The sequence below is a fragment of the Tatumella citrea genome, from assembly GCF_002163585.1.
Lineage (GTDB): Bacteria > Pseudomonadota > Gammaproteobacteria > Enterobacterales > Enterobacteriaceae > Tatumella > Tatumella citrea.
This window is the reverse complement of the sequence record NZ_CP015579.1, coordinates 2,911,447-2,935,592: the sequence shown is the minus strand read 5'-3', so window position 1 is coordinate 2,935,592 and position 24,146 is coordinate 2,911,447. Positions and strand designations below refer to the sequence as shown.

General features: G+C 51.7%; 22 protein-coding genes. 15 read left to right on the top strand and 7 right to left on the bottom strand.

Going from position 1 to position 24,146, the window contains the following annotated elements; translation table 11 throughout:
• The first annotated feature begins 10 nt into the window (after positions 1 to 10).
• Entirely contained in the window at positions 11 to 859 is an 849-nt protein-coding gene (gene mlaA / locus A7K98_RS14025) for a phospholipid-binding lipoprotein MlaA (protein WP_087489125.1), read from the top strand.
• A 64-nt stretch (positions 860 to 923) separates the two neighbouring features.
• Here the strand turns inward: mlaA and fadL are convergent, their stop codons facing one another.
• On the bottom strand, positions 924 to 2,198 hold the full coding sequence (gene fadL / locus A7K98_RS14020) for a long-chain fatty acid transporter FadL (RefSeq protein WP_087489124.1): 1,275 nt from the start codon (positions 2,196 to 2,198) through the stop codon (positions 924 to 926).
• 349 nt (positions 2,199 to 2,547) lie between these two features.
• Here fadL and A7K98_RS14015 point away from each other — a divergent pair, with 349 nt between their 5' ends.
• From A7K98_RS14015 to sixA, 4 genes are all read left to right on the top strand, one after another.
• Positions 2,548 to 2,844: a YfcZ/YiiS family protein gene (locus A7K98_RS14015; protein ID WP_087489123.1), complete on the top strand. Its 297-nt coding sequence runs from the start codon at positions 2,548 to 2,550 to the stop codon at positions 2,842 to 2,844.
• A gap of 198 nt (positions 2,845 to 3,042) precedes the next feature.
• Positions 3,043 to 4,353 carry an acetyl-CoA C-acyltransferase FadI gene (gene fadI / locus A7K98_RS14010; RefSeq protein ID WP_087489122.1) on the top strand — a complete coding sequence of 437 codons (1,311 nt, stop codon included), beginning with the start codon at positions 3,043 to 3,045 and terminating at the stop codon, positions 4,351 to 4,353.
• Complete coding sequence (fadJ, locus tag A7K98_RS14005; protein WP_087489121.1) at positions 4,353 to 6,449, top strand: fatty acid oxidation complex subunit alpha FadJ; 2,097 nt, start codon at positions 4,353 to 4,355, stop codon at positions 6,447 to 6,449. The genes fadI and fadJ overlap by 1 nt, the downstream gene beginning before the upstream one ends.
• A 261-nt stretch (positions 6,450 to 6,710) precedes the next feature.
• The gene (gene sixA / locus A7K98_RS14000) at positions 6,711 to 7,193 is read left to right on the top strand and encodes a phosphohistidine phosphatase SixA (protein ID WP_087489120.1); all 483 of its coding nucleotides are present in this window, start codon (positions 6,711 to 6,713) and stop codon (positions 7,191 to 7,193) included.
• Positions 7,194 to 7,223: 30 nt separating this feature from the next.
• Here the strand turns inward: sixA and smrB are convergent, their stop codons facing one another.
• Positions 7,224 to 7,772 carry an endonuclease SmrB gene (smrB, locus tag A7K98_RS13995; protein WP_087489119.1) on the bottom strand — a complete coding sequence of 183 codons (549 nt, stop codon included), beginning with the start codon at positions 7,770 to 7,772 and terminating at the stop codon, positions 7,224 to 7,226.
• A 271-nt stretch (positions 7,773 to 8,043) separates the two neighbouring features.
• Here smrB and prmB point away from each other — a divergent pair, with 271 nt between their 5' ends.
• The 6 genes from prmB (at position 8,044) to A7K98_RS13965 (ending at position 12,685) form a co-directional block, all read left to right on the top strand.
• Positions 8,044 to 8,976, top strand: coding sequence for a 50S ribosomal protein L3 N(5)-glutamine methyltransferase (gene prmB / locus A7K98_RS13990; RefSeq protein WP_087489118.1), 933 nt, complete (start codon positions 8,044 to 8,046; stop codon positions 8,974 to 8,976).
• Between the two features lie 54 nt (positions 8,977 to 9,030).
• Positions 9,031 to 10,116 carry a chorismate synthase gene (aroC, locus tag A7K98_RS13985; RefSeq protein ID WP_087489117.1) on the top strand — a complete coding sequence of 362 codons (1,086 nt, stop codon included), beginning with the start codon at positions 9,031 to 9,033 and terminating at the stop codon, positions 10,114 to 10,116.
• A gap of 4 nt (positions 10,117 to 10,120) precedes the next feature.
• Positions 10,121 to 10,945: a penicillin-insensitive murein endopeptidase gene (gene mepA / locus A7K98_RS13980; protein ID WP_087489116.1), complete on the top strand. Its 825-nt coding sequence runs from the start codon at positions 10,121 to 10,123 to the stop codon at positions 10,943 to 10,945.
• A gap of 8 nt (positions 10,946 to 10,953) precedes the next feature.
• Positions 10,954 to 11,748 (top strand): sulfite exporter TauE/SafE family protein, encoded by a 795-nt coding sequence (locus A7K98_RS13975; protein WP_087489115.1) that lies wholly within the window; start codon positions 10,954 to 10,956, stop codon positions 11,746 to 11,748.
• 74 nt (positions 11,749 to 11,822) lie between these two features.
• Entirely contained in the window at positions 11,823 to 12,368 is a 546-nt protein-coding gene (locus A7K98_RS13970) for an elongation factor P hydroxylase (RefSeq protein ID WP_087489114.1), read from the top strand.
• A 32-nt stretch (positions 12,369 to 12,400) separates the two neighbouring features.
• Positions 12,401 to 12,685, top strand: a complete 285-nt coding sequence (locus A7K98_RS13965) for a YfcL family protein (protein ID WP_087489113.1) — start codon at positions 12,401 to 12,403, stop codon at positions 12,683 to 12,685.
• A gap of 22 nt (positions 12,686 to 12,707) precedes the next feature.
• Here A7K98_RS13965 and mnmC read toward each other — a convergent pair whose 3' ends face one another.
• Positions 12,708 to 14,717 carry a bifunctional tRNA (5-methylaminomethyl-2-thiouridine)(34)-methyltransferase MnmD/FAD-dependent 5-carboxymethylaminomethyl-2-thiouridine(34) oxidoreductase MnmC gene (mnmC, locus tag A7K98_RS13960; protein WP_087489112.1) on the bottom strand — a complete coding sequence of 670 codons (2,010 nt, stop codon included), beginning with the start codon at positions 14,715 to 14,717 and terminating at the stop codon, positions 12,708 to 12,710.
• A gap of 155 nt (positions 14,718 to 14,872) precedes the next feature.
• Here mnmC and fabB point away from each other — a divergent pair, with 155 nt between their 5' ends.
• Entirely contained in the window at positions 14,873 to 16,093 is a 1,221-nt protein-coding gene (gene fabB / locus A7K98_RS13955; RefSeq protein ID WP_087489111.1) for a beta-ketoacyl-ACP synthase I, read from the top strand.
• Positions 16,094 to 16,163: 70 nt separating this feature from the next.
• Here the strand turns inward: fabB and A7K98_RS13950 are convergent, their stop codons facing one another.
• Positions 16,164 to 17,333: a M20 aminoacylase family protein gene (locus A7K98_RS13950; RefSeq protein ID WP_087489110.1), complete on the bottom strand. Its 1,170-nt coding sequence runs from the start codon at positions 17,331 to 17,333 to the stop codon at positions 16,164 to 16,166.
• Between the two features lie 268 nt (positions 17,334 to 17,601).
• Here A7K98_RS13950 and A7K98_RS13945 point away from each other — a divergent pair, with 268 nt between their 5' ends.
• Positions 17,602 to 18,795: an arabinose transporter gene (locus tag A7K98_RS13945; protein ID WP_087489109.1), complete on the top strand. Its 1,194-nt coding sequence runs from the start codon at positions 17,602 to 17,604 to the stop codon at positions 18,793 to 18,795.
• Here A7K98_RS13945 and pdxR read toward each other — a convergent pair.
• On the bottom strand, positions 18,768 to 20,192 hold the full coding sequence (gene pdxR / locus A7K98_RS13940; protein WP_232461543.1) for a MocR-like pyridoxine biosynthesis transcription factor PdxR: 1,425 nt from the start codon (positions 20,190 to 20,192) through the stop codon (positions 18,768 to 18,770). The two genes, A7K98_RS13945 and pdxR, sit on opposite strands and share 28 nt — an antisense overlap.
• An 82-nt stretch (positions 20,193 to 20,274) precedes the next feature.
• Between pdxR and A7K98_RS13935 the strand changes: the two genes are divergently transcribed.
• Entirely contained in the window at positions 20,275 to 20,718 is a 444-nt protein-coding gene (locus A7K98_RS13935; protein ID WP_087489107.1) for a rhodanese-like domain-containing protein, read from the top strand.
• Here A7K98_RS13935 and flk read toward each other — a convergent pair.
• Positions 20,715 to 21,749 carry a flagella biosynthesis regulator Flk gene (gene flk, locus A7K98_RS13930; RefSeq protein ID WP_087489106.1) on the bottom strand — a complete coding sequence of 345 codons (1,035 nt, stop codon included), beginning with the start codon at positions 21,747 to 21,749 and terminating at the stop codon, positions 20,715 to 20,717. The two genes, A7K98_RS13935 and flk, sit on opposite strands and share 4 nt — an antisense overlap.
• A gap of 132 nt (positions 21,750 to 21,881) precedes the next feature.
• Positions 21,882 to 22,778 carry a DMT family transporter gene (locus A7K98_RS13925; RefSeq protein WP_087489105.1) on the bottom strand — a complete coding sequence of 299 codons (897 nt, stop codon included), beginning with the start codon at positions 22,776 to 22,778 and terminating at the stop codon, positions 21,882 to 21,884.
• 188 nt (positions 22,779 to 22,966) lie between these two features.
• Between A7K98_RS13925 and pdxB the strand changes: the two genes are divergently transcribed.
• Positions 22,967 to 24,103, top strand: a complete 1,137-nt coding sequence (gene pdxB, locus A7K98_RS13920; RefSeq protein WP_087489104.1) for a 4-phosphoerythronate dehydrogenase PdxB — start codon at positions 22,967 to 22,969, stop codon at positions 24,101 to 24,103.
• The last annotated feature ends 43 nt before the right edge of the window (positions 24,104 to 24,146 follow it).

The window sequence follows — 24,146 nt, the reverse complement described above, 5'->3', positions numbered from 1 at the left end:
GGAGCTCAGCATGCATTACCGCCTGACCAGTCTGGGGGTGGCCAGTTTACTTCTGGTAGGGTGTGCCGGTAGTAAGCCGGCCACTGATAACACAAAGCAGGTTACGAAGCCTGAGACGCAACATATAGCGAAAGCTGCTGTTGCGGCCCCGCAGTCACAACCTGCAGCCTCAGGGGCAGGGCAGCGTAGTGATCCGCTGGAAGGTTTTAACCGCACGATGTTTAACTTCAACTACAACGTGCTGGATCCTTATGTGCTTCGTCCTGTGGCAGTTGCCTGGCGTAATTACGTGCCGGTGCCTGCCAGAACGGGTCTGAGCAATGCGCTGAGTAACCTGGATGAACCATCCAGTATGGTGAACTCCCTGTTACAGGGACATGTAAACCAGGCGGCAATTCATTTTACCCGCTTCTTCCTGAACTCTACTCTGGGGCTGGGCGGATTTATTGATGTGGCCGGTAAAGCGAACCCTAAACTGGCACGCGAACATGCGAATGGCTTTGGTACCACGCTGGGCCGTTACGGTGTCGGATATGGTCCGTACGTAGAACTGCCGGGTTATGGCAGCTTCACCGTTCGCCAGGATGGTGGTGATATGGTTGATACGTTGTATCCACCATTGAGCTTCCTCACCATCTGGCTGTCTGCCGGTAAATGGGCCCTGGAAGGTATCGAAACCCGCGCCGAATTACTGGATTCGGATGCAATGCTGAAACAGCAAAGTGATCCGTACTCATTTATTCGCAATGCTTACTTCCAGCGTTACGATTTCCTTGCTAACGGCGGGAAACTGAAACCAGAGGTCAACCCGAATGCTCAGGCAATTCAGGGGGATTTAAGCGAGATTGATTCTGACTAGGGTTGAAGTTTTGCCATAGTGGACAATGTGACGGGCCGGAGAAATCCGGCCCGTTTTTTTATGCTCAGAAGCGGTAGTTAAAGCCGGCACCGTACAACCAGGCCTTACCATCGGAGTTAAAGGTATAAGGGCCTTCGTGAATAGTCACGTGCTGGCCATGCATATAAGAGACACCGACATCTACAGAGGCATCTGGGGTAAAGGCGTAGGAGGCACCGGCACTCAGCCAGACACGGTCCTGGTCGGGTATAGAAATACTCCGGTAATTGGCGGATACCGGGCTGTCATCAAAAGCAATACCGGCGCGGAAGGTCCAGTTATCGTCATAGTAGTAGGTGGTACCTAATGCCAGACGATAGGCATCATGGAATTTTTCATCTTTCTGCATCAGAATCTGACCGTTATCCCCGGTACCTTTCAGTTCCTGGAACTGACTCCAGCTGGTGTAAGCCATGCTGTAGTGCACTGCCCAGCGCGGTGCTACTTTATGCCAGCCCGAGACTTCCCACATTTCCGGCAAATTAAGGGTCAGCGCACCCGGGATACTACTGCCATTGGTGCCATAAAGACCAGCTTGCTGCCAGACCGCGTTATAAGCTGAAGGCAACTGACTACTGTAGTTGCCATTAAATTTCACTTTGACTTCGGAACGGTAAGTAAAGCCAAAGCGATTGTTCTGGTCTACCTCGTACAGAATGCCAGCATTCCAGCCGTAAGCCCACTTGTTGCCCTTCAGATGAGAAATTTGGGTATCCGCCGGGATACCGTAAGCCGCAAAGCTTTCCCCGGCATAACGGTCCAGTTTAGCTCTGGCATAAATGGCATCAAAACCGACACCGAAACTCAGGTGGCTGTTCATCCTCCAGGCAGTACTCAGATTAAAGTTAGCCGTGGTTAAATCGGTTTTACCACCATAGGGACCAGCCGTATAACCATTCGGATATTCGGTCGCCAGCCCGTAGTTAGAGGTAACAGAAGCGCCAACCCACCACTGATCATTCAGCGGCTGGATATAATGGATGTCCGGCACCCAGGCCGTAGGAGCGATATTATTGGCATCCAGACTGGCTCCCGACGGGCTGGCACCACTGATATTTACGTCAGGATCAATAAAGACTGCTCCAACCGAGAACGCAGGACGGTCAAACAGTGCCATAGTGGCGGGGTTACGGCTGGCTGAGGCAGCAGTGTCGCCAATTGCGCCTTCGCCGGAATAGGAACGACCCAGCCCAATTGCAGAAAATTCATTCAGTTGGAAACCGGCTGCCAGAGCCTGACTGGTCGCCAGTGTTACCCCGATAGCCACGGCGGTTTTTAACCACTGCTTTTTATGCATCATAAGTTTAACCTCATGTTATTTTTGTATTTTCTGCAACCAGAGCTATCAGGAAATGTTGCAGTGTAGGGTTCAGTCTCAACTACTCTGACCAGTTCAGATGAGTATAGGTCCGACCTGTTACTATGTTGCAATAATGTTATTCAAATATTTCTATATCGATCATAAAAATGAATAAAAATCATCCAAAAAATGCCAAAGTAAGGTGGCTAAAAAAACAGGCGGGGAAGGGTTGTTGCGTTGGATCAAGCTTTGCGCGTTCTTCGGATAAGCAAGGCGCTTTAGTCTGGTGCCGGTCCTCACCGGGGGCGTACACTGTACTGAATAATTAACAACCGCACCGGAGCAGATGATGACTGATGCAATTAAAAAATGTAGTGCCAACGAAACCGCGGCCTGTTGTTGTGTAGATGTGGGAACGGTGATGGATAACAGTGACTGTACTGCCAGCTGGTCTGCCCGCTATGTTGATCGCCCGGCGGCAGAGTCTGCGCTGGCAACACTCACTGCCAAAGCCCGCGCAGTAGAATCTTCACCTTGCGAAATTGTGGCTAATTTTAGTAATGAAGCAGAATCTGTCCGGCTGGATGCTGAATTTATATTTAGCTGCCAGGCTGAAAGTATGATTTTCCAGTTGGGCCTGCGTTAAGTCCTTCCTGAGCCGCTGCCGCGGCTCTTTTATTTCCGGCACAAAGTCCGTTTAATCGGCGATGACCAGCTACTTCAATTCGTGTTGCTTCTCTCATTTTTTGTTACCGTTATTGGCGTAAAAATCGCATCCGGGCAACACTGACAATCAGGTCAGACCTCTTCCCTGACAAGCCACAAGCAGTCACAAGGAAACCGAATGAATAAATCCCAGCCTTTACGTACGCGACAGGGCGAACGAATTGTATTTACTCATGGTTTACGCACACCGTTTGTCCGTCAGGCGACCGATTTTCACGGGTTGCCTGCGATGGAATTAGGCCGGATTTTAATTTCAGAACTGATGGCTCGCAGTGAGCTGTCCCCCGAAATTATTGACTTACTGGTATTTGGTCAGGTGATCCAAATGCCGGAAGCACCCAACATTGCCCGTGAGGTGGTACTCAGCAGTGGTTTACTGCCGCGTACAGATGCCTACAGCGTTAGCCGGGCCTGTGCAACCAGCCTGCAGTCAGTTGCCAGTGTGGCTGAGAATATGGTGGCTGGTCACTGTAAAGCAGCTATTGCTGGCGGGGCTGATTCATCCTCTGTGTTGCCCATTGGAGTATCTAAACCACTGGCAAAGGCTTTGCTGGATATGAGTAAAGCCAAAGGCTGGTATCAGAAACTGGCCTGCCTGTCCGGGATGGGATTGCGAGATTTCCTGCCTCAACAGCCTACGGTAGCTGAATATTCCACCGGATTACGGATGGGAGATACCGCAGAACAGATGGCAAAGAGCTACCATATCAGCCGGCTGGAGCAGGACAATTATGCAAGAAATTCTCACCAGCTGGCGGCACAGGCCTGGGATAGCGGGCAGCTGGATAAGGAAGTGATGACCGTCTGGCTGGCCGGAAAATCAGCCCCGGTCAGCCGGGATAATACCGTTCGTGCCGACAGCTCTCCGGAAGATTATCAGCGCCTGAAACCCGCGTTTGATCGCCGTAACGGCAGTGTGACTGCTGCAAACAGCAGTATTCTGACCGATGGCGCTGCGGCGGTGATCATGATGACTGAATCACGGGCACGGGATCTGGGGCTGAGGCCGTTGGGGTTCCTGCGGAGCTATGCGTTCACAGCCATTGATGTGTGGCACGATATGCTGCTTGGGCCAGCCTTCGCATCGCCGCTGGCTCTGGAGCGGGCTGGCATTACGCTACAGGATTTAACCCTGATCGAAATGCATGAGGCTTTTGCGGCCCAGGTGTTGGTGAATCAGAAGATGTTTAGTGATCCACTGTTTGCCAGCGAGAAGCTAAAACGGATGCAACCGTTGGGCGAAATCGATCCGCAGCGCTTTAATGTTCAGGGAGGATCGCTGGCCTATGGTCATCCGTTTGCGGCAACCGGCGCAAGAATGATTACCCAGACGCTTAACGAACTGCAACGCCGTGGTGGTGGGCTGGGGCTGGTGACTGCCTGTGCAGCAGGTGGTCTGGGTGCGGCAATGGTCCTGGAGGTCGAATAATGACGACAGAAGCAGCTTTCCGTCTGACGATCGGCGATGATCATGTTGCCGTGATTACCCTGGATGTGGCAGGGGAAAAAGTGAATACCCTGAAAGCGGAGTTTGTTGATCATCTACGCACGGTAATTGACGCTGCCCGTAAAGACCCTCAGTTAGCGGGAATAGTCTTTATTTCCGGGAAGAAAGACAGTTTTATTGCCGGGGCTGATCTGCGGATGATTGATAACTGTCAGAGTGCCGGTGAAATTGAATTTATTTCACAGCAAGCTCAGTCGCTGATGGCTGATATTGCGGCATTGCCGGTGACGGTTGTCGCTGCGATCAACGGCGCCTGCCTGGGGGGCGGGCTGGAATTTGCGCTGGCCTGCGATATCAGGATCTGTACCAATGATGAGAAAACCCGACTGGGACTGCCGGAAGTACAGTTAGGCCTGTTACCGGGATCCGGAGGTACACAACGTTTGCCTGCGTTGATTGGCCTGGCGGAGGCCCTGCCACTGATTCTAACCGGAAAAACCCTCCGACCTCGCCAGGCATTGCGGATAGGACTGGTGGACGAAATTGTCAGCCCTGAAGGGTTGTTACAGATTGCCCGACAAAAAGCAGTTAGCGGGAAAAAGACGCCCCGTAGCCCGGACTTCAGACAGCGTTTGTTATCCGTCGGCCCTATTCGACAAATCTATTTCCGGATAGCCAGGCGGCAGGTTGAGCAAAAAAGTCGTGGCCATTATCCGGCCGTTGAACGGATACTTTCTCTGCTGGAACATCATCGTACTGTGCCCTCAGCCGGGGATTATCAGCAGGAGAGTCGCTTTTTTGCAGAACTAGCGATGACCCCGGAATCTGCCGCATTGCGCCGGTTATTTTTTATATCCACAGCCCTGAAGAAAGCGCAGGAACTTCCTCCGGGAGTCGTTCCGGTAAACCGTGTCGTAGTATTGGGCGGTGGGTTGATGGGAGGCGGGATTGCGGCCATTAGTGCATTAAACGCCGGAGTGGTGGTAAGAATTAAAGATATCACGCCACAAGGTGTTCGGCATGCCATCAACTACAGTGCCGCAATTCTCAGGAAAAAAGTTCAGCGCAAACATTTGAGCAAGGCGCTAATGGCTAAGCAGATGTCCCGTATTACCGGAGATACTGAATGGCGGGGAATGAGCCACTGCCCCCTGGTGATTGAAGCCGTATTTGAGGATTTAGCGACTAAGCAACAGATGGTAGCTGAAACGGAACAACGTTGTATGCCATCCACGGTATTTGCTTCCAATACTTCTTCATTGTCTCTGCAGGATATTGCCCTGAATGCAGAACGACCTGAGAATATTATCGGGCTCCACTACTTCAGCCCTGCAGAGAAGATGCCACTGGCTGAGATTATCCCACAACCAGCAACTTCTGAACGAACTCTGGCTCTCACCCTGGCGTTTGCCAGACAGCAGGGAAAAATACCCTTGGTGGTCGCAGACCGCCCGGGATTCTACGTAAATCGTATTCTGACCCCTTATCTCAACGAAGCAATGCACTGTCTGCTGGAAGGTGAACCGGTTGAAGTGATTGATCAGGCGCTGGTGGATTTTGGCTTCCCTCTCGGTCCGTTTCAGTTGCTGGATCAGGTAGGAATTGATGTGGCTGCTAAAATATCCCCGGTACTATATCAGGCGTATGGTGAGCGTTTTCAAACGCCTGAACGAATTTCAGCGATGATTAATGACGGGAGAAAAGGCCGCAAGAACGGTAAGGGTTTTTACCTCTATCCGGCAAAAAAAACGCGTTTCTCCCGTAAGTCTCAGGCTGATTCAGCTGTTTATTCATTGTTGCAGGTGAAACCTCATGCCCGGCTGGCTCCGGAAGAGATAGCCCGGCGTTGCGTACTGATGATGCTTAATGAGGCTATGCGCTGCCTGGATGAACAGGTGATCCGCAGTGAGGAAGACGGAGATGCCGGAGCCGTATTTGGAATTGGTTTCCCTCCATACCTTGGCGGCCCGTTCAACTATATCCGGCAACAGGGTGAAGAAAAAATATTAAGGGAACTGGATCAGGCGGCCGGCCAGTATGGTGAACGATTCACGCCTTGCCGGCCAGTACCGGAGTGAAACCGGATATGCAAATATCCTATGGCAGAGTTGGCGCGGGTCGCTGCTATTTTAACTGGCGGCCAGTTAGCTGAAGTTAAGGTAGAATTCAGCGGGTTCCCGGGATTTGCGCAGGGTCAATGTGAGGGGAGATAGACTGTTCAGTAAATAAACAATTGGTTGACTGTAGCACAGGCTTTAGGTAAAACACCTGCTTCATTGCTTTTTGCAGCTTACTGCAGGTAATGAAACCGTTCTTTTTTCAATTAACAGCGGTGCCATATGCAAGTTTATATCATGCGTCACGGTGAAGCGGCGCTCGAAGCGGACAGTGATTCGGTCAGACCTCTGACTCATTGTGGTTGTAGTGAGTCTCGACAAATGGCCAGTTGGCTGTGTAAACAAACTGTCGATATCGAACGTGTGCTGGTGAGCCCTTATCTGCGAGCTGAACAGACCCTTTCTGAAGTCCGGGGCTGTATGCAGCTGCCGAAAGAGTTTGAAGTATTACCTGAGCTGACTCCTTCAGGGGATGCGGCTAGTGTTGCCAGTTATCTTGAAGTTCTGGCGAAGCAGGGCGTAAGCTCGGTGTTAGTCGTTTCTCACCTTCCGTTAGTTGGCTATCTGGTGTCAGCGCTCTGTCCACAGGAAGCGCCACCGATGTTCGCCACCTCCGGTATAGCCTGTGTCAGCTATGACGAGAATAGCGGGCAGGGAGAACTGCTCTGGCAGGTTAGCCCTTCAAGGCTTGATAAAGCAATGTAACCGGTACTGACCCGGGGGCAGGCCCCCGGGTCAGAGTAATTCCGGAGGTTGCCACTCTTCTGTTTCAATCAACACCAGTAATGCAGCATCGCCTCCAAACAGCCGTGGGGCCTGATGAAAGGCCATCACATACGGGTGCTGAGCCAGCCATAAAGGTGTCTGTTGCTTCAGAATGTGCTTACCATGTCCGTGCATGACACTGGCGCAAAACAGATGCTCCCTGCGACATGCCGCCAGTAATGCCCCCAGTTCCTGTTTTGCCTGTTGCTGTGTCAGACCGTGAAGGTCGAGAAATATTTCCGGCGTATAATCCCCGCGACGCAGTTTCTTCAGTTCATAATGACTGACATCAGCCCGCACATAGCGGACCGGCCCTTCCTCAGCAAGCAATGGCTGAAATTCATCAGAAAAATAGTGGCTGTTATCTGCCTGTTCAGACAGTGCACGTTTTTCCGGAATATTACGCCCTGAGGTCCGCAACGGGGTATGCAGCACAGTATCCTGTTTCAGGCGTCGGGTATCTGACATCAGTTGCCGGAACAATGCCTGGTCTTCATGAGGTGTTTTTTTTGAATTCATATGACCACTGTTCCTGTCAGGGCGGATAAAGGGCTATTTTCCCTGCTTCCTTTGAAAATGCAAATTCGATTCCTGTCTGTGACTCACCGTTTTGGTTATCAGCCGCGACCGGTCAGTGTACACATCTGTCAACAAACTCATTTTTGTCGCTTTGGTGACGTCGCTTCAGGATAACAGATAAAAGCCGGCTTTTTATCATCAGGACGCTGAATTCTGAGTCACTTCATGGCAAACTATCGCCAGTTTTTGGTTATCGCCCCCGGAGGGCAATGTGGACAAAATTTTCGTCGATGAGGCAGTGAACGAACTGCACACCATTCAGGATATGCTGCGCTGGGCAGTAAGCCGCTTTTCAGCGGCTGATATCTGGTACGGGCACGGCACAGACAATCCCTGGGACGAAGCTGTTCAGCTGGTTTTGCCGACCCTCTATCTGCCACCGGAAATTCCGGAAGATATGTATACTGCGCGTCTGACCAGCAGTGAGAAAAAGCGTATTGTTGAGCGGGTGATCCGCCGTGTTAACGATCGGGTGCCGGTCGCCTACCTCACTCATAAAGCCTGGTTTTGCGGGCATGAATTTTATGTGGATGAGCGTGTGCTGGTTCCGCGTTCGCCAATCGGTGAGCTGATTAATCATCGTTTTACGGGGCTGATTAATACCCAGCCTGAACGCATTCTCGATATGTGTACCGGCAGTGGTTGTATCGCCATTGCCTGCGCCTATGAATTCCCGGAAGCAGAAGTGGACGCTGTGGATATTTCGGCTGATGCTCTGGCCGTGACTGAACAGAACATTGAAGCGCACGGTTTGATGCATCAGGTCACTCCTCTGCGCTCTGATCTGTTCCGTGATTTAGCTGCGATTAAATATGATTTAATCGTGACCAATCCGCCGTACGTTGATGCTGAAGATATGGATGATTTACCGGATGAGTATCGCCATGAGCCTGAATTAGGACTGGCAGCCGGCAGTGATGGCCTGGTGCTGGTGCAGCGGATACTGGCGAATGCCGCAGATTTCCTGACCGATGACGGCGTGCTGATTTGTGAAGTCGGTAACAGCATGGTGCATATGATTGAGCAGTATCCTGAAGTGCCTTTTACCTGGCTCGAGTTTGAGAATGGTGGCGACGGGGTGTTTATGTTGGATCGCCAGCAACTGATCGAGGCAATGCCTTACTTCAGACAGTACCAGTTTTAATTTCAGGATGAGCCGGTGGCCTGCCGGTTTGTGTTGCAGAATTGAGGAACTACCATGGCCGGAAACAGTATTGGACAGCTTTTCAGAGTCACCACTTTTGGTGAATCGCATGGAATTGCCCTGGGATGTATCGTAGATGGTGTCCCGCCAGGGATCCCGCTTACCGAAGCAGATATTCAGCATGATCTCGACCGCCGTCGTCCCGGGACTTCGCGTTATACCACTCAGAGACGTGAACCAGATCAGGTACGGATCCTGTCAGGTGTTTTTGAGGGAGTCACCACCGGAACCTCTATCGGGCTGTTGATCGAAAATACCGATCAACGTTCCCAGGATTACAGCGCCATCAAAGATCTGTTCCGTCCGGGACATGCCGACTACACCTATGAGCAAAAGTATGGCCTGCGCGATTACCGTGGCGGCGGGCGCTCTTCTGCCCGGGAAACTGCAATGCGTGTTGCGGCAGGTGCGATTGCAAAAAAATATCTGCAACAGACACATGGCATTGTGGTTCGTGGCTATCTGGCACAGATGGGTGATGTCCGTTGTGAATTACGTGACTGGCAGCAGGTAGAGCAAAATCCATTCTTCTCTGCAGATGAAACGGTACTGGATGCACTGGATGAGTTGTTGCGTGGCCTGAAAAAAGAAGGCGACTCGATTGGCGCTAAAGTCAGTGTCGTCGCGGAAGGTGTTCCTCCGGGACTGGGTGAGCCTGTGTTTGATCGTCTGGATGCTGATCTGGCACATGCTCTGATGAGCATCAATGCCGTGAAAGGTGTGGAGATTGGTGATGGTTTCGCGGTGGTCAGCCAGCGTGGCAGCCAGCATCGTGACGAAATTCGCCGTGATGGTTTCCAGAGTAACCATGCCGGTGGCATTCTGGGTGGTATCAGTAGTGGTCAGGCGATTCTGGCGACGCTGGCACTAAAACCAACGTCCAGCATTACGGTTCCCGGTAATACCATCAACCGTGATGGTGAAGAAGTAGAAATGATCACCAAAGGGCGTCATGACCCTTGTGTGGGGATCCGTGCGGTGCCGATTGCGGAAGCAATGATGGCAATTACTTTGATGGACCACCTGCTGCGTCATCGTGCTCAGTGCGCCGATGTGCAGAGCAGTGTACCTCGCTGGTAAAACGATGAAAAAAATTGCGCTTGCGGTTTTGATGTTGCTGCTGAATGCCGGTGCTATGGCGGCAACGCCATGGCAGCAAATCCAGAAACCGGTCAGTGGCCCGCCACAATCCATTGGTAGTTTTGCTAACGGTTGTATTATTGGTGCTCAAAGCCTGCCTTTGAATGCTGATAATTATCAGGTGATGCGTCAGGACCAGCGGCGTTATTTTGGTCATCCGGAACTGATCCAGTTTATTCAGCGCTTTAGTGCCAGGGTTGCTCAACAGCGACTGGGTGAGGTACTGATCGGCGATATGGGGATGGCGGCGGGTGGACGTTTCAGTGGCGGCCATGCCAGCCATCAGACCGGTCTGGATGTGGATATCTGGCTGCAACTCCCTAAGTCACGCTGGACAGCACAACAGCTTTTGCATCCTCAGCCTCTGGATTTAGTGTCTGCCGACGGTAAACAGGTGGTCGTCCGGCACTGGACTCCTGCGGTGGCGCAAATGATTAAACTGGCGGCAGAAGATCCGCAGGTTACGCGTATTTTTGTTAATCCGGCGATAAAGCAGCAGCTTTGTCTGCAGGCTGGTAATGATCGCAACTGGCTAAACAAAGTTCGCCCGTGGTTTGCTCACCGTGCGCATATGCATGTCCGGTTGCGTTGCCCGCCTGGTAGCTCTGAGTGCCAGGACCAGCCACCACCACCGCCTGGTGACGGATGTGGTGCTGAGCTACAAAGCTGGTTCCAGCCGGCGAAACCTGGCAGTGGCGCTCCGGTAAAACGGACACCTCCGCCGTTACCTCCTTCCTGTCAGGCATTGCTCGATAAACATTTATTGTAAGGAACACTATGGAGTGGTTTTTGGTCTCACCCGGGACGGTTGCTCTGTTATTTCTGGTGGCAGTTGCCGCGGCATTTATAGATTCGATTGCCGGAGGCGGTGGGTTATTAACGGTACCGGCACTGTTGGCCGCCGGGCTTTCACCGGCCAATGCTCTGGCGACCAATAAGCTTCAGTCGGTAGGGGGCTCTTTTTCAGCCAGCCTCTATTTTATTCGCCGGGGAGCTATCAGGCTGTCAGACCAGCGTTTGAATATTGTCATGACCTTTATCGGGGCAATGATTGGTGCCACAGTCATTCAGCATTTACGTGCTGATTTGTTACGCCAGCTGTTACCAATACTGATGATCGGAACCGGGTTATGGTTTTTGCTGATGCCAAAATTAGGCGAAGCAGATCGCTCTTCAAGGCTGACTGGTCTGGGATTTGCGTTGGTTGGTGGCGGATGTGTCGGCTTCTATGACGGATTTTTCGGTCCGGGCGCTGGCTCGTTTTATGCGCTGGCTTTTGTCACTCTGAGTGGCTTTAATCTGGCGAAAGCTACCGCACATGCCAAGCTGCTGAATTTTACCTCTAACTTCGCCAGTCTGCTGTTTTTTATGTTTGGCGGAAAAATTATCTGGGGACTGGGTGCTGTCATGTTGCTGGGTGCTTTTTGCGGAGCACGGCTGGGAGCGCGACTGGTACTGACCCGTGGCCAGCAGCTGATTCGGCCGATGGTAGTCACCGTTTCACTGGTGATGAGTCTGAAACTTTTATGGGATAGTCATGGTCAGGCGATTCTGCATGCTTTAGGGCACTGAATCTTCTGACTCACAGGGAACTGAGCCGCAGTACTGGCGGCTCAAAGTGGTGTATATCAGGTAACGAGTAATCAATGACAACGCATAATTATCAGGATCTGATGGTCATATTTGACCAGTGTTTTTACGACGAATTTAATACCCGGCTGGTAAAAGGCGATGATGAGCCTGTATATCTCCCTGCAGATCAACACAGTGATTTTCACCGTATCGTTTTCGCTCATGGTTTTTTTGCCAGCGCTTTGCATGAGATTTCCCACTGGTGTGTCGCCGGTGAAGCTCGCCGCAAGCTGGTGGATTTTGGGTACTGGTATTGTCCTGACGGGCGTGACCAACAGACGCAACAGCAATTTGAGGCTGTGGAAGTTACACCTCAGGCGTTTGAATGGATGTTTTCGGTCGCTGCCGGATTTCCGTTCAATGTCAGCTGCGACAATCTGGAGGGAGACTGTGAACCTGACAGGGTCGCATTTCAGCGTAAAGTTCATCAGAAAATTTCGGATTTCCTGGCGCGGGGAATTCCCGGGCGCCCCTTACGGTTTATTACAGCATTAAACCGTTTCTATGCGACTCCGGCACTGACTGCTGAACATTTTCCGTGGCCGGAAGAGTTGTGCTAAGCGGTATTCCCCTGAATGAGAGGTTCTGAGTAATGGTTGAAATTGAAGCGCACATCCTGGCGATGATTGATGATATGGTGGAGAGTGCTTCCGATGATCAGTTATTTGCCGGTGGTTATTTGCGCGGGCATCTGACGCAGTCGGTTGCAGAACTGGAGCTGCTGGGAGAAACCAGCCCTCAGGCACTGAAACAACAGGTTGAGCAAAGCCTGCAGGCAGCGATTCGCCAGCAGGAGTTATCGCCTCCGGATCAGATTCTGGTCCTTAGCATGTGGGAAGATCTTTATCATAAAGCCAGCAGTGCAGTGGCTGGCTGAATCACAGAAGCTGCCACCGTCATCAGTTGACGGGGCGGCCTTTCAGTAATTTTCTTATCCAGAAGCGGTTTGGTTGCAAGGCATCCAGAGTAGTGGCATCCAGTAGCTGAGGCTCTCCACTTATCTGTGCTGCCAGTACTTCAGCGGCCAAAGGTGCGCTGCATAATCCCCTCGAACCCAGAGCGGCCAGCACAAAAAGGTGTGGCCAGACGGGAGCTGTTTCAGTCGATTCCGGCTGACGGCTGAGTTGCTGCAATGCTGAATAGCGGGACAGGGTGGTGTCATAGTCGGGTAATGCTCCTGCCATAGGCAGGTGGTCACGAATAGCGCAACGCACACCGTTCCTGGCCTGTGGCTGCGAGACATCCACTTCTGTCGCCCACGTACTGTCTGGCAAACAGTTAATCAGCCGCTGGCGATTTTCCTGTTGGTCTGTCTCGCGAAAGCAGGCGTTCTCTTCACCACGATGATAACTGGCACCGATACAGTGAGTCTGAAAATGAGGGCTGAGAGGGGTCAGATATCCGTCGTAACAGAGTACGGTTTTCAGCGCGGACAAACCCGGGTAAGCAGGAATATGGCTGACCTGGCCTGAGACCGGATAAACCGGTAACTTTGCTGACTGAGTTAGCTGACTAACCCGGTGACCATTCGCCAATACCACCGCAGCATGTTGTCTGGACGGAAGTGAGGCAAAATTTAACTGCCATCCGTCATCCTGTGATTGTAATGACAGCAGGTCATGTTGCCAGTAGCATCTCATGCCTTGTTGTTCTGCCATGCGGATCAGGTTGGTCGTCAGTTGCGCAGGATTAAGCCAGCCACCCTGCGGATAAAAAATACCTCCGCAGTTTATTTCTACCCCGGCCAGTTTGCTGGCTTCCGTAGCATCGACACCGCGGGCAACAGATGATGGTAAATCCATCTCCAGCATTTGATCGATCTTATGCTGACTTTTCTCATCCCAGCCCAGTTGCAGCACACCGCTCCAGTTATGTTCAAATTCGCAGGGCAGGGTGTCGTAAAACCGACGCGCAAAGCTGAATGCTGTCGGGAAAAAAGTGGCCAGCGCCGGATCATGGCTGTTCAATAAAGGATAGAGTGCGCCCTGGCGATTACCGGACGCATTGGCGGCCGGAGCGTCATCCGCACAATACAAACTCACCTGATAACCACGGCGAAGCAAAGCAAGTGCCAGGCAGGCGCTGGCAATTCCGCCGCCAATAACCGCAATTTCCTTTCCTTTTTCCGCTGGCCGGTTAAACCAGGGATGTGATACCGGGACAGGCACAGCCTGAGGCAAACTGCCACACAGCATCTCCCGTTTGCGTCCGAAGCCTTTGCGTTTTTCTGCCTGAAATCCTGCCTGTTGCAGCCCGCGCCGGACAAAACCCGCGGCGGTAAAAGTTGCAAAGGTGCCGCCCTGGCGCGACAGTCGGGCCATGGCAGAGAATACACGGTCATTCCACATTTCCGGATTTTTGGAAGGAGCAAAACCATCCAGAAACCATGCATCGACCTGATGATTCATGCTGTCATCAAAAGTATCAATCAGCAGGTTAATATCACCGAGCCACAGGTCAAGAGTGACCTGGCCATGGTTAAACAACATTCTCTGGCATCCGGATAAGGCTTCCGGCCATTGTTGTTGTAACTGGCTTGCGTATTTAGCCAGCTCTGGCCAGTGCTGGTGGGCAGCAATAATATCCTGACGGGTGAGTAAGTATTTTTCACAGCTGATGAAGTGCAGGCGCTGTACGCTGGCTTGCGGATGATCAGACAACGCCTGGTCAAAGGCCTGCCAGAGTGTCAGAAAATTGAGTCCTGTACCGAATCCGGTCTCAGCAACAATAAAAAGATCGTTTGGATGAGTGGTGAAACGTGCCGGAAGCTGGTTTCCGCCGAGAAAAACATAGCGGGTTTCATTTAGGCCGTCGTCGTTAGAAAAATAGACGTCATCAAAAAATTCAGAAACAGGTGTACCCTGTTCGTTCCATCGGAGGGTAGCTTGTTCTATTCGGCAGGGCTTCACGGCTTAAGGCTCATTGGTCAGGCAATAAGCGAATTTTATCGATATAGTTCCTGCGACGCAAATTTACACGGGAATTTGCTGATCGGACTTGTTCGGCTTACAAGTGTACGCTAAAGTGCACCGTAAATCGAAGTGATGTGAATGAGGACTTTTGAATGAAACGTGCAGTGATCACTGGCCTGGGGATTGTTTCCAGCATTGGTAATAATCAGCAAGAGGTACTGGCATCCCTGCGGGAAGGCCGCTCAGGTATCACCTTTTCAGAAGAAATGAAAGAAGCCGGCATGCGCAGCCATGTCTGGGGAAATGTTAAGCTTGATACCACCGGCCTTATCGATCGCAAAATTGTGCGTTTTATGAGTGATGCATCTGTCTATGCCTATCTGTCGATGGAAGAAGCGGTTAAAGACTCTGGTCTGAGCGTTGAGCAGTATCAGAACAACCCACGTGTCGGCCTGATTGCCGGTTCAGGTGGTGGTTCTCCTCGTTACCAGGTGTTTGGTGCGGACGCAATGCGTAGCCCGCGTGGCCTGAAAGCTGTCGGACCTTATGTGGTTACTAAAGCGATGGCTTCCGGTGTATCGGCCTGCCTGGCAACTCCGTTTAAAATCCATGGCGTAAACTACTCTATCAGCTCAGCCTGTGCTACTTCTGCACACTGTATTGGTAACGCGGTAGAGCAAATTCAGTTAGGCAAGCAGGACATCGTCTTTGCCGGTGGTGGTGAAGAGCTGTGCTGGGAAATGGCCTGTGAGTTTGATGCGATGGGTGCTCTGTCAACCAAATATAACGATACTCCGGAAAAAGCGTCCCGTACTTATGATGCAAACCGTGATGGTTTTGTTATCGCCGGTGGCGGCGGAATGGTTGTGGTTGAAGAACTGGAACACGCATTAGCCCGTGGCGCGCACATTTATGCTGAAATTGTTGGCTATGGTGCGACTTCTGATGGTGCAGACATGGTTGCTCCTTCAGGTGAAGGTGCCGTGCGTTGTATGAAGATGGCGTTGCAGGGTGTGGATACCCCGATCGATTATCTGAACACCCACGGTACGTCGACTCCGGTCGGAGATCTGAAAGAGCTGGGAGCAATTCGCGAAGTATTTGGCGATAACACTCCGTCACTGTCTGCGACCAAAGCAATGACTGGCCACTCGTTAGGGGCTGCCGGGGTGCAGGAAGCTATCTACAGCTTACTGATGTTGGAGCATGGCTTTATTGCGCCAAGCATTAACATCGTAGAGCCAGATGAAGCGGCAAGTGGTATGAACATCGTGACTAAACCGACTGAGAAAAAACTGACGACTGTTATGTCTAACAGTTTTGGTTTCGGCGGCACCAATGCCACGCTGACAATGCGTAAATACCAGGCATAAGCCTGTTTCCGCAGATTCAAAAAACCGGCCCTGTTTCAGGGCCGGTTTTTTTATGCCAGCTCACCGGTATCTATTTAAGATATTCACTCACCAGCGCGACCCAAAAACTGGCACATGGCACTATTAACTGATCATTGAAATCATAACCAGGGTTATGCAAAACACTGTAACCCTGTTCATCGCCATTACCAGCCAGCAGGTAGCAGCCACGGGGATTCGCCTCCAGCATATAAGTGAAGTCTTCACTCCCCATTAATGGCGGCGTGTTGAGATGGACTTTGTCTGCACCAAACAACCGGGTGGCGACTCCGGCCGCAAACCCGGTCTCTTGCGGGGCATTTATCAGCACCGGACTGCCATTTAACTGGCAAATGCTGGCGGTGGCGCCAAAACTTTCTGCCTGAGCAGTTACCAGTTGGTGGATTCTGGCCAGTACTTTGTCACGCACTTCCGGTTTCAGTGCCCGGACACTGAGTTTCATAATGGCGGTATCATTGACCACATTCGGAGCATCACCGGATTGAATACTGCCGATAGTAATTACCGCGGCATCTGCCGGAGCAATATTACGTGAGACAATACTCTGTAATGCACAACCGATCTGGCAGGCGACCAGGGTGGCATCAATGCCGTTTTCCGGCATGGCACCATGAGCACCTTTACCCGTGACAGTAATTTGCAGGTTGTCTGAAGAAGCCATAAAGGCACCGTCAGCGAAATAAAACTCACCGGCTTTCAGACCCGGCATATTATGCATCGCAAAGATGGCATCACAGGGAAAACGGCGGAACAAGCCATCATCAATCATTGCTTTCGCGCCGCTAAGGGTCTCTTCGGCAGGCTGGAAAATCAGTTGCAATGTCCCATTGAAATCACGATGTTCTGCCAGGTATCGGGCAGCACATAACAGAATGGTCGTGTGTCCGTCATGCCCGCAGCCATGGAATTTACCAGGCTGATGGCTGCTCCATGCTTTACCGCTATTTTCCTGAATCGGCAGAGCATCCATATCTGCCCGTAAACCCAGTCGTTTCACTCCCTGGCCTTGTTGAAGGGTGGCGACCAGTCCGGTTCCGCCAATTCCCCGGCTCACCGCGTATCCCAGATTTTCCAGGTAGTCAGCCAGCCACTGACTGGTGGCATATTCTTCAAAGCCGGTTTCCGGATGACGATGCAGTTGATGGCGAATGCCGGTAAATTCCTCCGACAGTTTTACGATTTCACGGCTAATCCTTTCCATTCTGTTATCTCCGTTGAGAATGTAAGGGTATTGTAGGGAGCGGGGATATCTGTGTTATACAAAACGTGAGATCTAATCAAACTGCCCGGACGCTTCTGTCATTAGTCAGTGAAGGCCAGATAGCACGGGATGACCTTTATCGGGTTTTGATCTGTGTGATGGCTGTGTCAGAATCGATGGTTCACTGGTTTTTCCGGGAATTCCCGGATCTTTCCCGGGCTCTGTGCACTGCGGCACAGGCCGGAGAGCTTAATGGAGTTTGTTTGTCATGGCTGAAGCTGCATTACCAGAAACAACTGCCTCAACACTGCCGGTAGGGATCACCTCCTTCTCGGTTTTTATTACCTATCTGACAGCCGGGCTGGCACTGCCGGTGATTCCGTTGTACGTGCACCAACAATTGGGAATGAATGATGTCATGGTCGGTTTTGCGGTGGGAATTCAGTTTTTTGCCACCTTGCTGACCCGTGGCTTTGCCGGGAAGCGGGCAGATCAGCGAGGCGCTAAGCTGACAACATTGCAGGGGATGTCGGTCATCATTCTGGTCGGGGTGGCCTATCTCTGTTCCGCATTACTGAACGGCTCAGTGGCTCTGCAATTTACACTGTTGATCATTGGCCGTTTATTATTAGGTTTTGGTGAAAGCCTGCTGTTTACCGGCAATCTGACCTGGGGGCTGGGGCTGATTGGTCCAAAGCGCTCCGGCATCGTAATGTCATGGAATGGTATGGCAATTTATGGTGCGTTGGCGGCTGGCGCCCCGTTAGGCTTACTGATTCAGCATCATTATGGTTTTTTAGGGGTCAGCGCGGTAGCCACAATTTGTCCGATAGTGGCCTTGCTTTGTTGTTTCAGTGTCCGGTCAGTCCCGGTTTCCAGCGGCAACCGGCCGTCACTGTTTAGTGTCGTTCGACAGATTCTGACACCGGGAGTAGTGCTGGCATTACAGGGAGTGGGATTTGCGGTGATTGGTGCTTTCACTTCACTCTATTTTGCCGATCGCCACTGGGGAAATGCCGGTTATACGCTGACGGCCTTTGGCTTATTCTATGTTGTGGTACGTATCTTCTTTGGCGGTTTCCCCGACAAAATTGGCGGTGTACGGGTTGCCATGATTTCCCTGGCGGTAGAAACCGTGGGATTACTGTTATTGTGTCTGGGGACTCATGAGTGGATGGCATTTGCCGGCGCAGCCCTTACAGGATGCGGATGCTCACTGGTATTCCCGGCAATGGGTGTGGAAGTGGTGCACAGCGTGGATGCTAAAGTCAGAGGAACTGCACTGGGCTGCTTTTCAGCCTTTCAGGACATCGCTTATGGAATTAGCGGCCCGATTGCCGGATTGCTTGCCAGTGGATTCGGTTATGGCTCGGTATATCTGGCCGGTGCATGTGCTGCGCTCGCGGGTCTGATTATTTCTCTGCGGTTACTTTTTCAGACAAATAGCGCCTTAAGCCGCTGACATGCTTCAAGAATTTCGGCCCGTTGCAGGGCCGAATAACCCAGTATCCAGCCCTGTAATTTCTGATCGCTGATAAACAGCGGGGATACCGGAGGCAAAATCAGCCCGCCAGCGGATGCCTGGCGGGTGAGAGCAGTTTCCTGGCCCCGGAGCAGTTCAACAGTCAGCTGTAGTCCTCCATCACCCGGGATCACCCTCAGCCATTGGCCAAAGTTTTGTTGTAGCTGTTCTGTCAGCAACTGACGACGGCTGCCGTAAAGTTTACGCATCAGCCGTAAATGCTGAGCGAAATGGCCTCGCCGGATAAATTCGGCGGTCACCGCCTGAGAAATCTGTGGGGTGTGCCCGTCGGTCAGAGTCCTGGCCCGTACCATACTGTCGGTCAGTGATACCGGCAGTACCATCCAGGCGAGACGCAGCGACGGGAAAAGGCTTTTGGAGAAGGTTCCCAGGTAAATCACCCGCTGATGGCGATCTTCTGACTGTAATGCCGGTAACGGCGTATCCTGATAATGAAATTCACCGTCGTAATCATCTTCAATCAGCCAGGCTTCATGTTGTTTAGCCCATTCTAACCATTCCTTCCTGCGTGTCGGGCTCATTGACATACCTAGTGGGTACTGATGAGCGACGGTCAGATAAGCCAGTTTTGCAGCAATATCGGGGACCTGAGCACCCTGTTCATCCAGTTTCAGGGGAGATAATTCTGCACCTGCTGCTGCAAATGCATTACGCGCGCCAGGGTAGCAGGCCTGTTCAACCAGCACCTGATCCCGAGGATCGATCAATAACATGCTGATTAACTGTAATGCCTGTTGAGAACTGCTGAGGATGATGACCTGCTGAGCTGTGCAATTCACCTGCCGTGAAAGTGCCAGATAATCGGCAATGACAGCTCGTAATTCGGCTAAACCCTGAGGATCACCATAGCCTAATAATTGAAGATCCTGACGGCGAAGTATGTCATCGTATAATTTTTGCCAGACGGGGTAGGGGAATTCTCGCAGATCCGGTGAACCGGCAGCAAATGCCGCCGGAGTTCGTGGATCCTGACACCCGCCGGTAGCGACAATTTGTCGGCCACGCTCTGACAGTGCCGGAAGAGTAAAAGGATCGCTGGCAGAACGATGGATAGTTCTGACTGATGTTGCAACAAAGCTGCCTTTCCCCTGATAACGCACCAGATAGCCTTCGCTCTCCAGTTGGCTGTAGGCTGCTTCTGTGGTTACCCGTGATAGTGACAGGTCGGCAGCCAGCTGGCGGCTGGAAGGTAACTTTTGCCCTGCAGAGAGGTGCCCGCGATGGATGGCCTGGCGCAGGGTTTCACATAACCGCTCGCGATGGCCACGACCTTTTAAGTTGTCAAATATCATTAGCCAGGGAGAGGGGGGTTGCATAGTGGTCTTATCTGTCCGCCAGAAATGGTATTAATAGTTCACATATCCTGCGGTAATCTGAGCTGAGTTAGCAAGGAGAATAATGATGAAGTTTAATCTGTCACCCATTGCCCAACCGGGCCAGTCAGTCGAATATTTGCAACATAAACTGGCATTCTACTCAGATGCCTGGGATTTGGCAGAAGACCTGCAAAATGGTCATCCGGAAATAGTAGTATTAGATGTCCGGTCTGAAGCCCACTATCAGCAAGGGCATATCACTACGGCACTCAGTTTTCCTCACCGCACAATGACAGCAAAGACACTGGCCCAGCTGGATCCGTCATTGTTGTATATCACTTACTGCGATGGTATCGGCTGTAACGGCTCGACGAAAGGTGCATTAAAGCTGGTGCAGGCGGGTTTTTATGTGCGTGAACTGATAGGCGGTCTGGACTTCTGGAAACGTGATCAACATCCGGTGACGACGGGATCTACCCCGGGAGAATGGCCGTCATCACCAACCGATAAACAATGTGGCTGTTAGAACAGCCACACCAGCAGAATAATCACCAGGGCCAGCAGGATAATCAGCCAGCTACGAGGCAAACGTGACCAGTAACTGGCTGGTGCCGGAGCCGGAATTGCCGCAGTCAGCGGTTGCGGGCCTGCGGCAGATTCTTTTTTTCCCACCAGTATCAGCTGTTCCGCCCGTAAACGAAATAAACGATGCAACACATCCTGCGCCTGAACATCAGTCAGTGGTTGTGTCGCAACGGCAGAGAATTGCTGCTCGCAATAACCTGTCAGGTGCTGGACTTCTGCATCTGATGGCGGTTGTTTTAACGATTTTAATAACGCCGGCAATGTCAGCGATGAAGCCTGGCTGTGGGTGTGCAGCGCGATTCTGGCCTGCAGATACTGGGACAGAAGCGGGTAAAATCGTGACGGGATAGGGTCACCATTTTTCAACGAAATCAGACTGAACAACTGTTGCCAGACCGCAGACGGAGAACCGCCCCCGGAAATCGTCAGTTTAATCACCTGCTGTTGCAAATTCTGATGTTCAGCCGGAAGCAATGTTCGATCAGTGGTGCGCAACTGCTGTGGCTGGGGAATATCCATCTGACCGTTTTGCAACATGGTCAGTACCTGTTGCAACTGAGGTTGAGTCAGTGAACTGAGTACTGTCTGGCCAAAATTCTGGCGAATAAAATGACTGACGGCCTGGCGGTTATTTCCTACCGGCAGCAGATCTGTCAGTTGCTGGAGCAGTATTCTTGATGAGCGGGCATTTTGTTCCTGGATAAGCCGTCCGGTCAGCCATTGTTCTGCTGCAGGAAAATGGCTGGAGAGTAGCTCATTGTCATGCTTTACCCCCGACTGATGGCGTATTCCCGCCCATAATTCAGGTGATTTCAGGGAACTGATCGCCATAATTTTGACAATAATGCGTTCCAGCGCCGTGCGCTGTACTGTGGTCAGCGCAGCCGGTGACGCAGGAGCAAGAGATTCCCGTGAATGGGCAGAAGGCGTTGTTTCGCCAGGGACCCCGGATGGGCCGCGGAGTGGTTGCATGACAATCATTCCAGCAAGTAGAGAAAATTCAGCCCGGGGTTAGCCGGAGTATCAGCGGCTATGATAACAATCCCCCTGATAAATCCCAAGTGATAAGCAGGGGGATTTGGTCAAACAAATGACAGAGAGTGGTTAACGGGACAGATTTTGTCCGGCCCGGCGTCCAAGCGGGGTTCGTAACCGCTGGGCAAGCACCACTCCGGCCAGAGTCAGACCTCCACCAATCCAGTGAAAGCTGTGTAATTTCTCATGCAGGAAAATAATCGCGATGATGGCGGTAAATACCGGTGAGAGATTCAGAAAAATACTGGCGGTATTGGCGCCCAGGCGAACCACCCCCTGAATCCACAGCCACGGAGCAATGACTGATGCAGGGATCGCTGCATAAAGTACCAGCGGAATATTCTGTGAAGTTAAGGCAATGTTTGGGGTCAGCAAAAAACCAGGAATCAGCAGCAGCACCGCAAACAGGATCTGGACATACAGGCTTTGCCATTGTGGCAGATTCATCGACCAGCGTTTGGTTAGTACGCCATACAACGCATACGCTGCAGCTGCGACAATCATCATCAGCTCACCGCTGCCTAACCCATGAGACAACAACTGTTGTGGATGCCCCTGACTGATAAGCCAGGTGAGTCCGGCAAAGGAGAGAATAGCGCCAAATACAATACCCAGTGTCGGCTTCAGTCGCAGGATAAACAGGCTGAAAATAATCGTCAGTAACGGAATGCTGGCGACAATAATTCCGATAAATAGTGCACTGACAGTTCGCGCGGCATAGTAGGCCAGACTCTGATATAACACCATTCCCAGTGCCCCCAGCACTAACAGTTTTAACCATTCGCGGGACAACGCAACACGGTTACGGATCACCGAAGGTAAAACGAAGGGAGTCAGCATCAGTAACGCAATTATCCAGCGATAAAAGGATATCGCCTCCGGAGTAATCAGTCCCACCGTCAATTTACTGACAATAGAGTTGATAGCCCAGATAATCACGGCGCCAAGGGGGAACAAAAAATTCATAACCAGTCCTTCAACAGAATGTCAGCGCAGTCTCCCGGGTATGACCGCTTTAGAATGTTCAACAGAGCCGGATAAGATGACGGACAAGAGACGTTAAGGCAAGCAATTCACCGCACAATCGCCGGATGTTTTCCGGCAGGCTTTATGACAGAATATCTTTATAATTCTGCTCCAACAGGACAAGGCCAGTGAAAATTGTTGTCGATGAAAATATGCCGTATGCCCGCGAATTGTTTAGCCGGCTCGGGGATGTGATCGCGGTTCCGGGAAGAACTGTCTCTTCAGCGGAGCTGGTGAATGCAGATGCATTGATGGTTCGTTCTGTCACCCGGGTGAATCACTCGTTGCTGGAAGGTACTGCGGTGCGTTTTGTGGGTACGGCGACAGCCGGACAGGATCATATCAACACTGCAGATTTACAGGCGGACGGTGTGGCTTTTTCGGCAGCGCCAGGTTGTAACGCCATTGCAGTCGTCGAATATGTGTTTTCAGCGCTGCTCGCGCTGGCAGAGCGTGACGGCTTCCTGCTCACGGATCGTACTGTCGGGATTGTCGGGGCAGGTAACGTGGGTGGCCGGTTGCAGCGTCGGCTGGAAGCCGCGGGCATTAAAACCCTGATTTGCGATCCACCCCGGGCTGATCGTGGTGATGAGGGTGAATTTCATTCACTGGAAACGCTGGTGCGTGAAGCCGATGTTCTGACTTTTCATACTCCGTTATTTAAAGACGGACCGTATAAAACCTTGCATCTGGCAGATCAGGCATTGCTGGAACAGCTCGCAGAAGGCGCTATTTTGATCAATGCCTGCCGTGGTCCGGTAGTGAATAACCAGGCATTGCTAGCTGTACTGGCGAAACGACAGGATCTTTCGGTGGTGCTGGATGTCTGGGAACCTGAGCCGGAGTTATCGCTGGCGCTGCTGGAAAAAGTGGATATCGCCACGGCACATATTGCCGGGTATACGCTTGAGGGGAAAGCCCGTGGAACGACACAGGTCTTTGAAGCATGGTCAGCCTTTATCGGTCAGCCACAGCAGGTTCCCTTAGCTGAGTTACTGCCAGTTCCGGATATCCGTCAGGTTTCCCTGCGCGGAGAATGTGATCAGGCAATGCTAAAACGTCTGGCACATCTGGTGTATGATGTGCGCCGTGATGATGCGTTGTTGCGTGCGGTTGCTGATAAGCCCGGGGAATTTGACCGCCTGCGTAAGCAGTATTGGGAGCGCCGTGAATGGTCTTCTTTGCAGGTCGATTGTGACAACGCAGACACCGCAGAAAAACTACGTTTACTGGGTTTTGATGCAAAATTTACCGGTGATTGCTAAGTTTATTGGCCATCACCACATCTTGTTCAGGCGGTGGATTTCA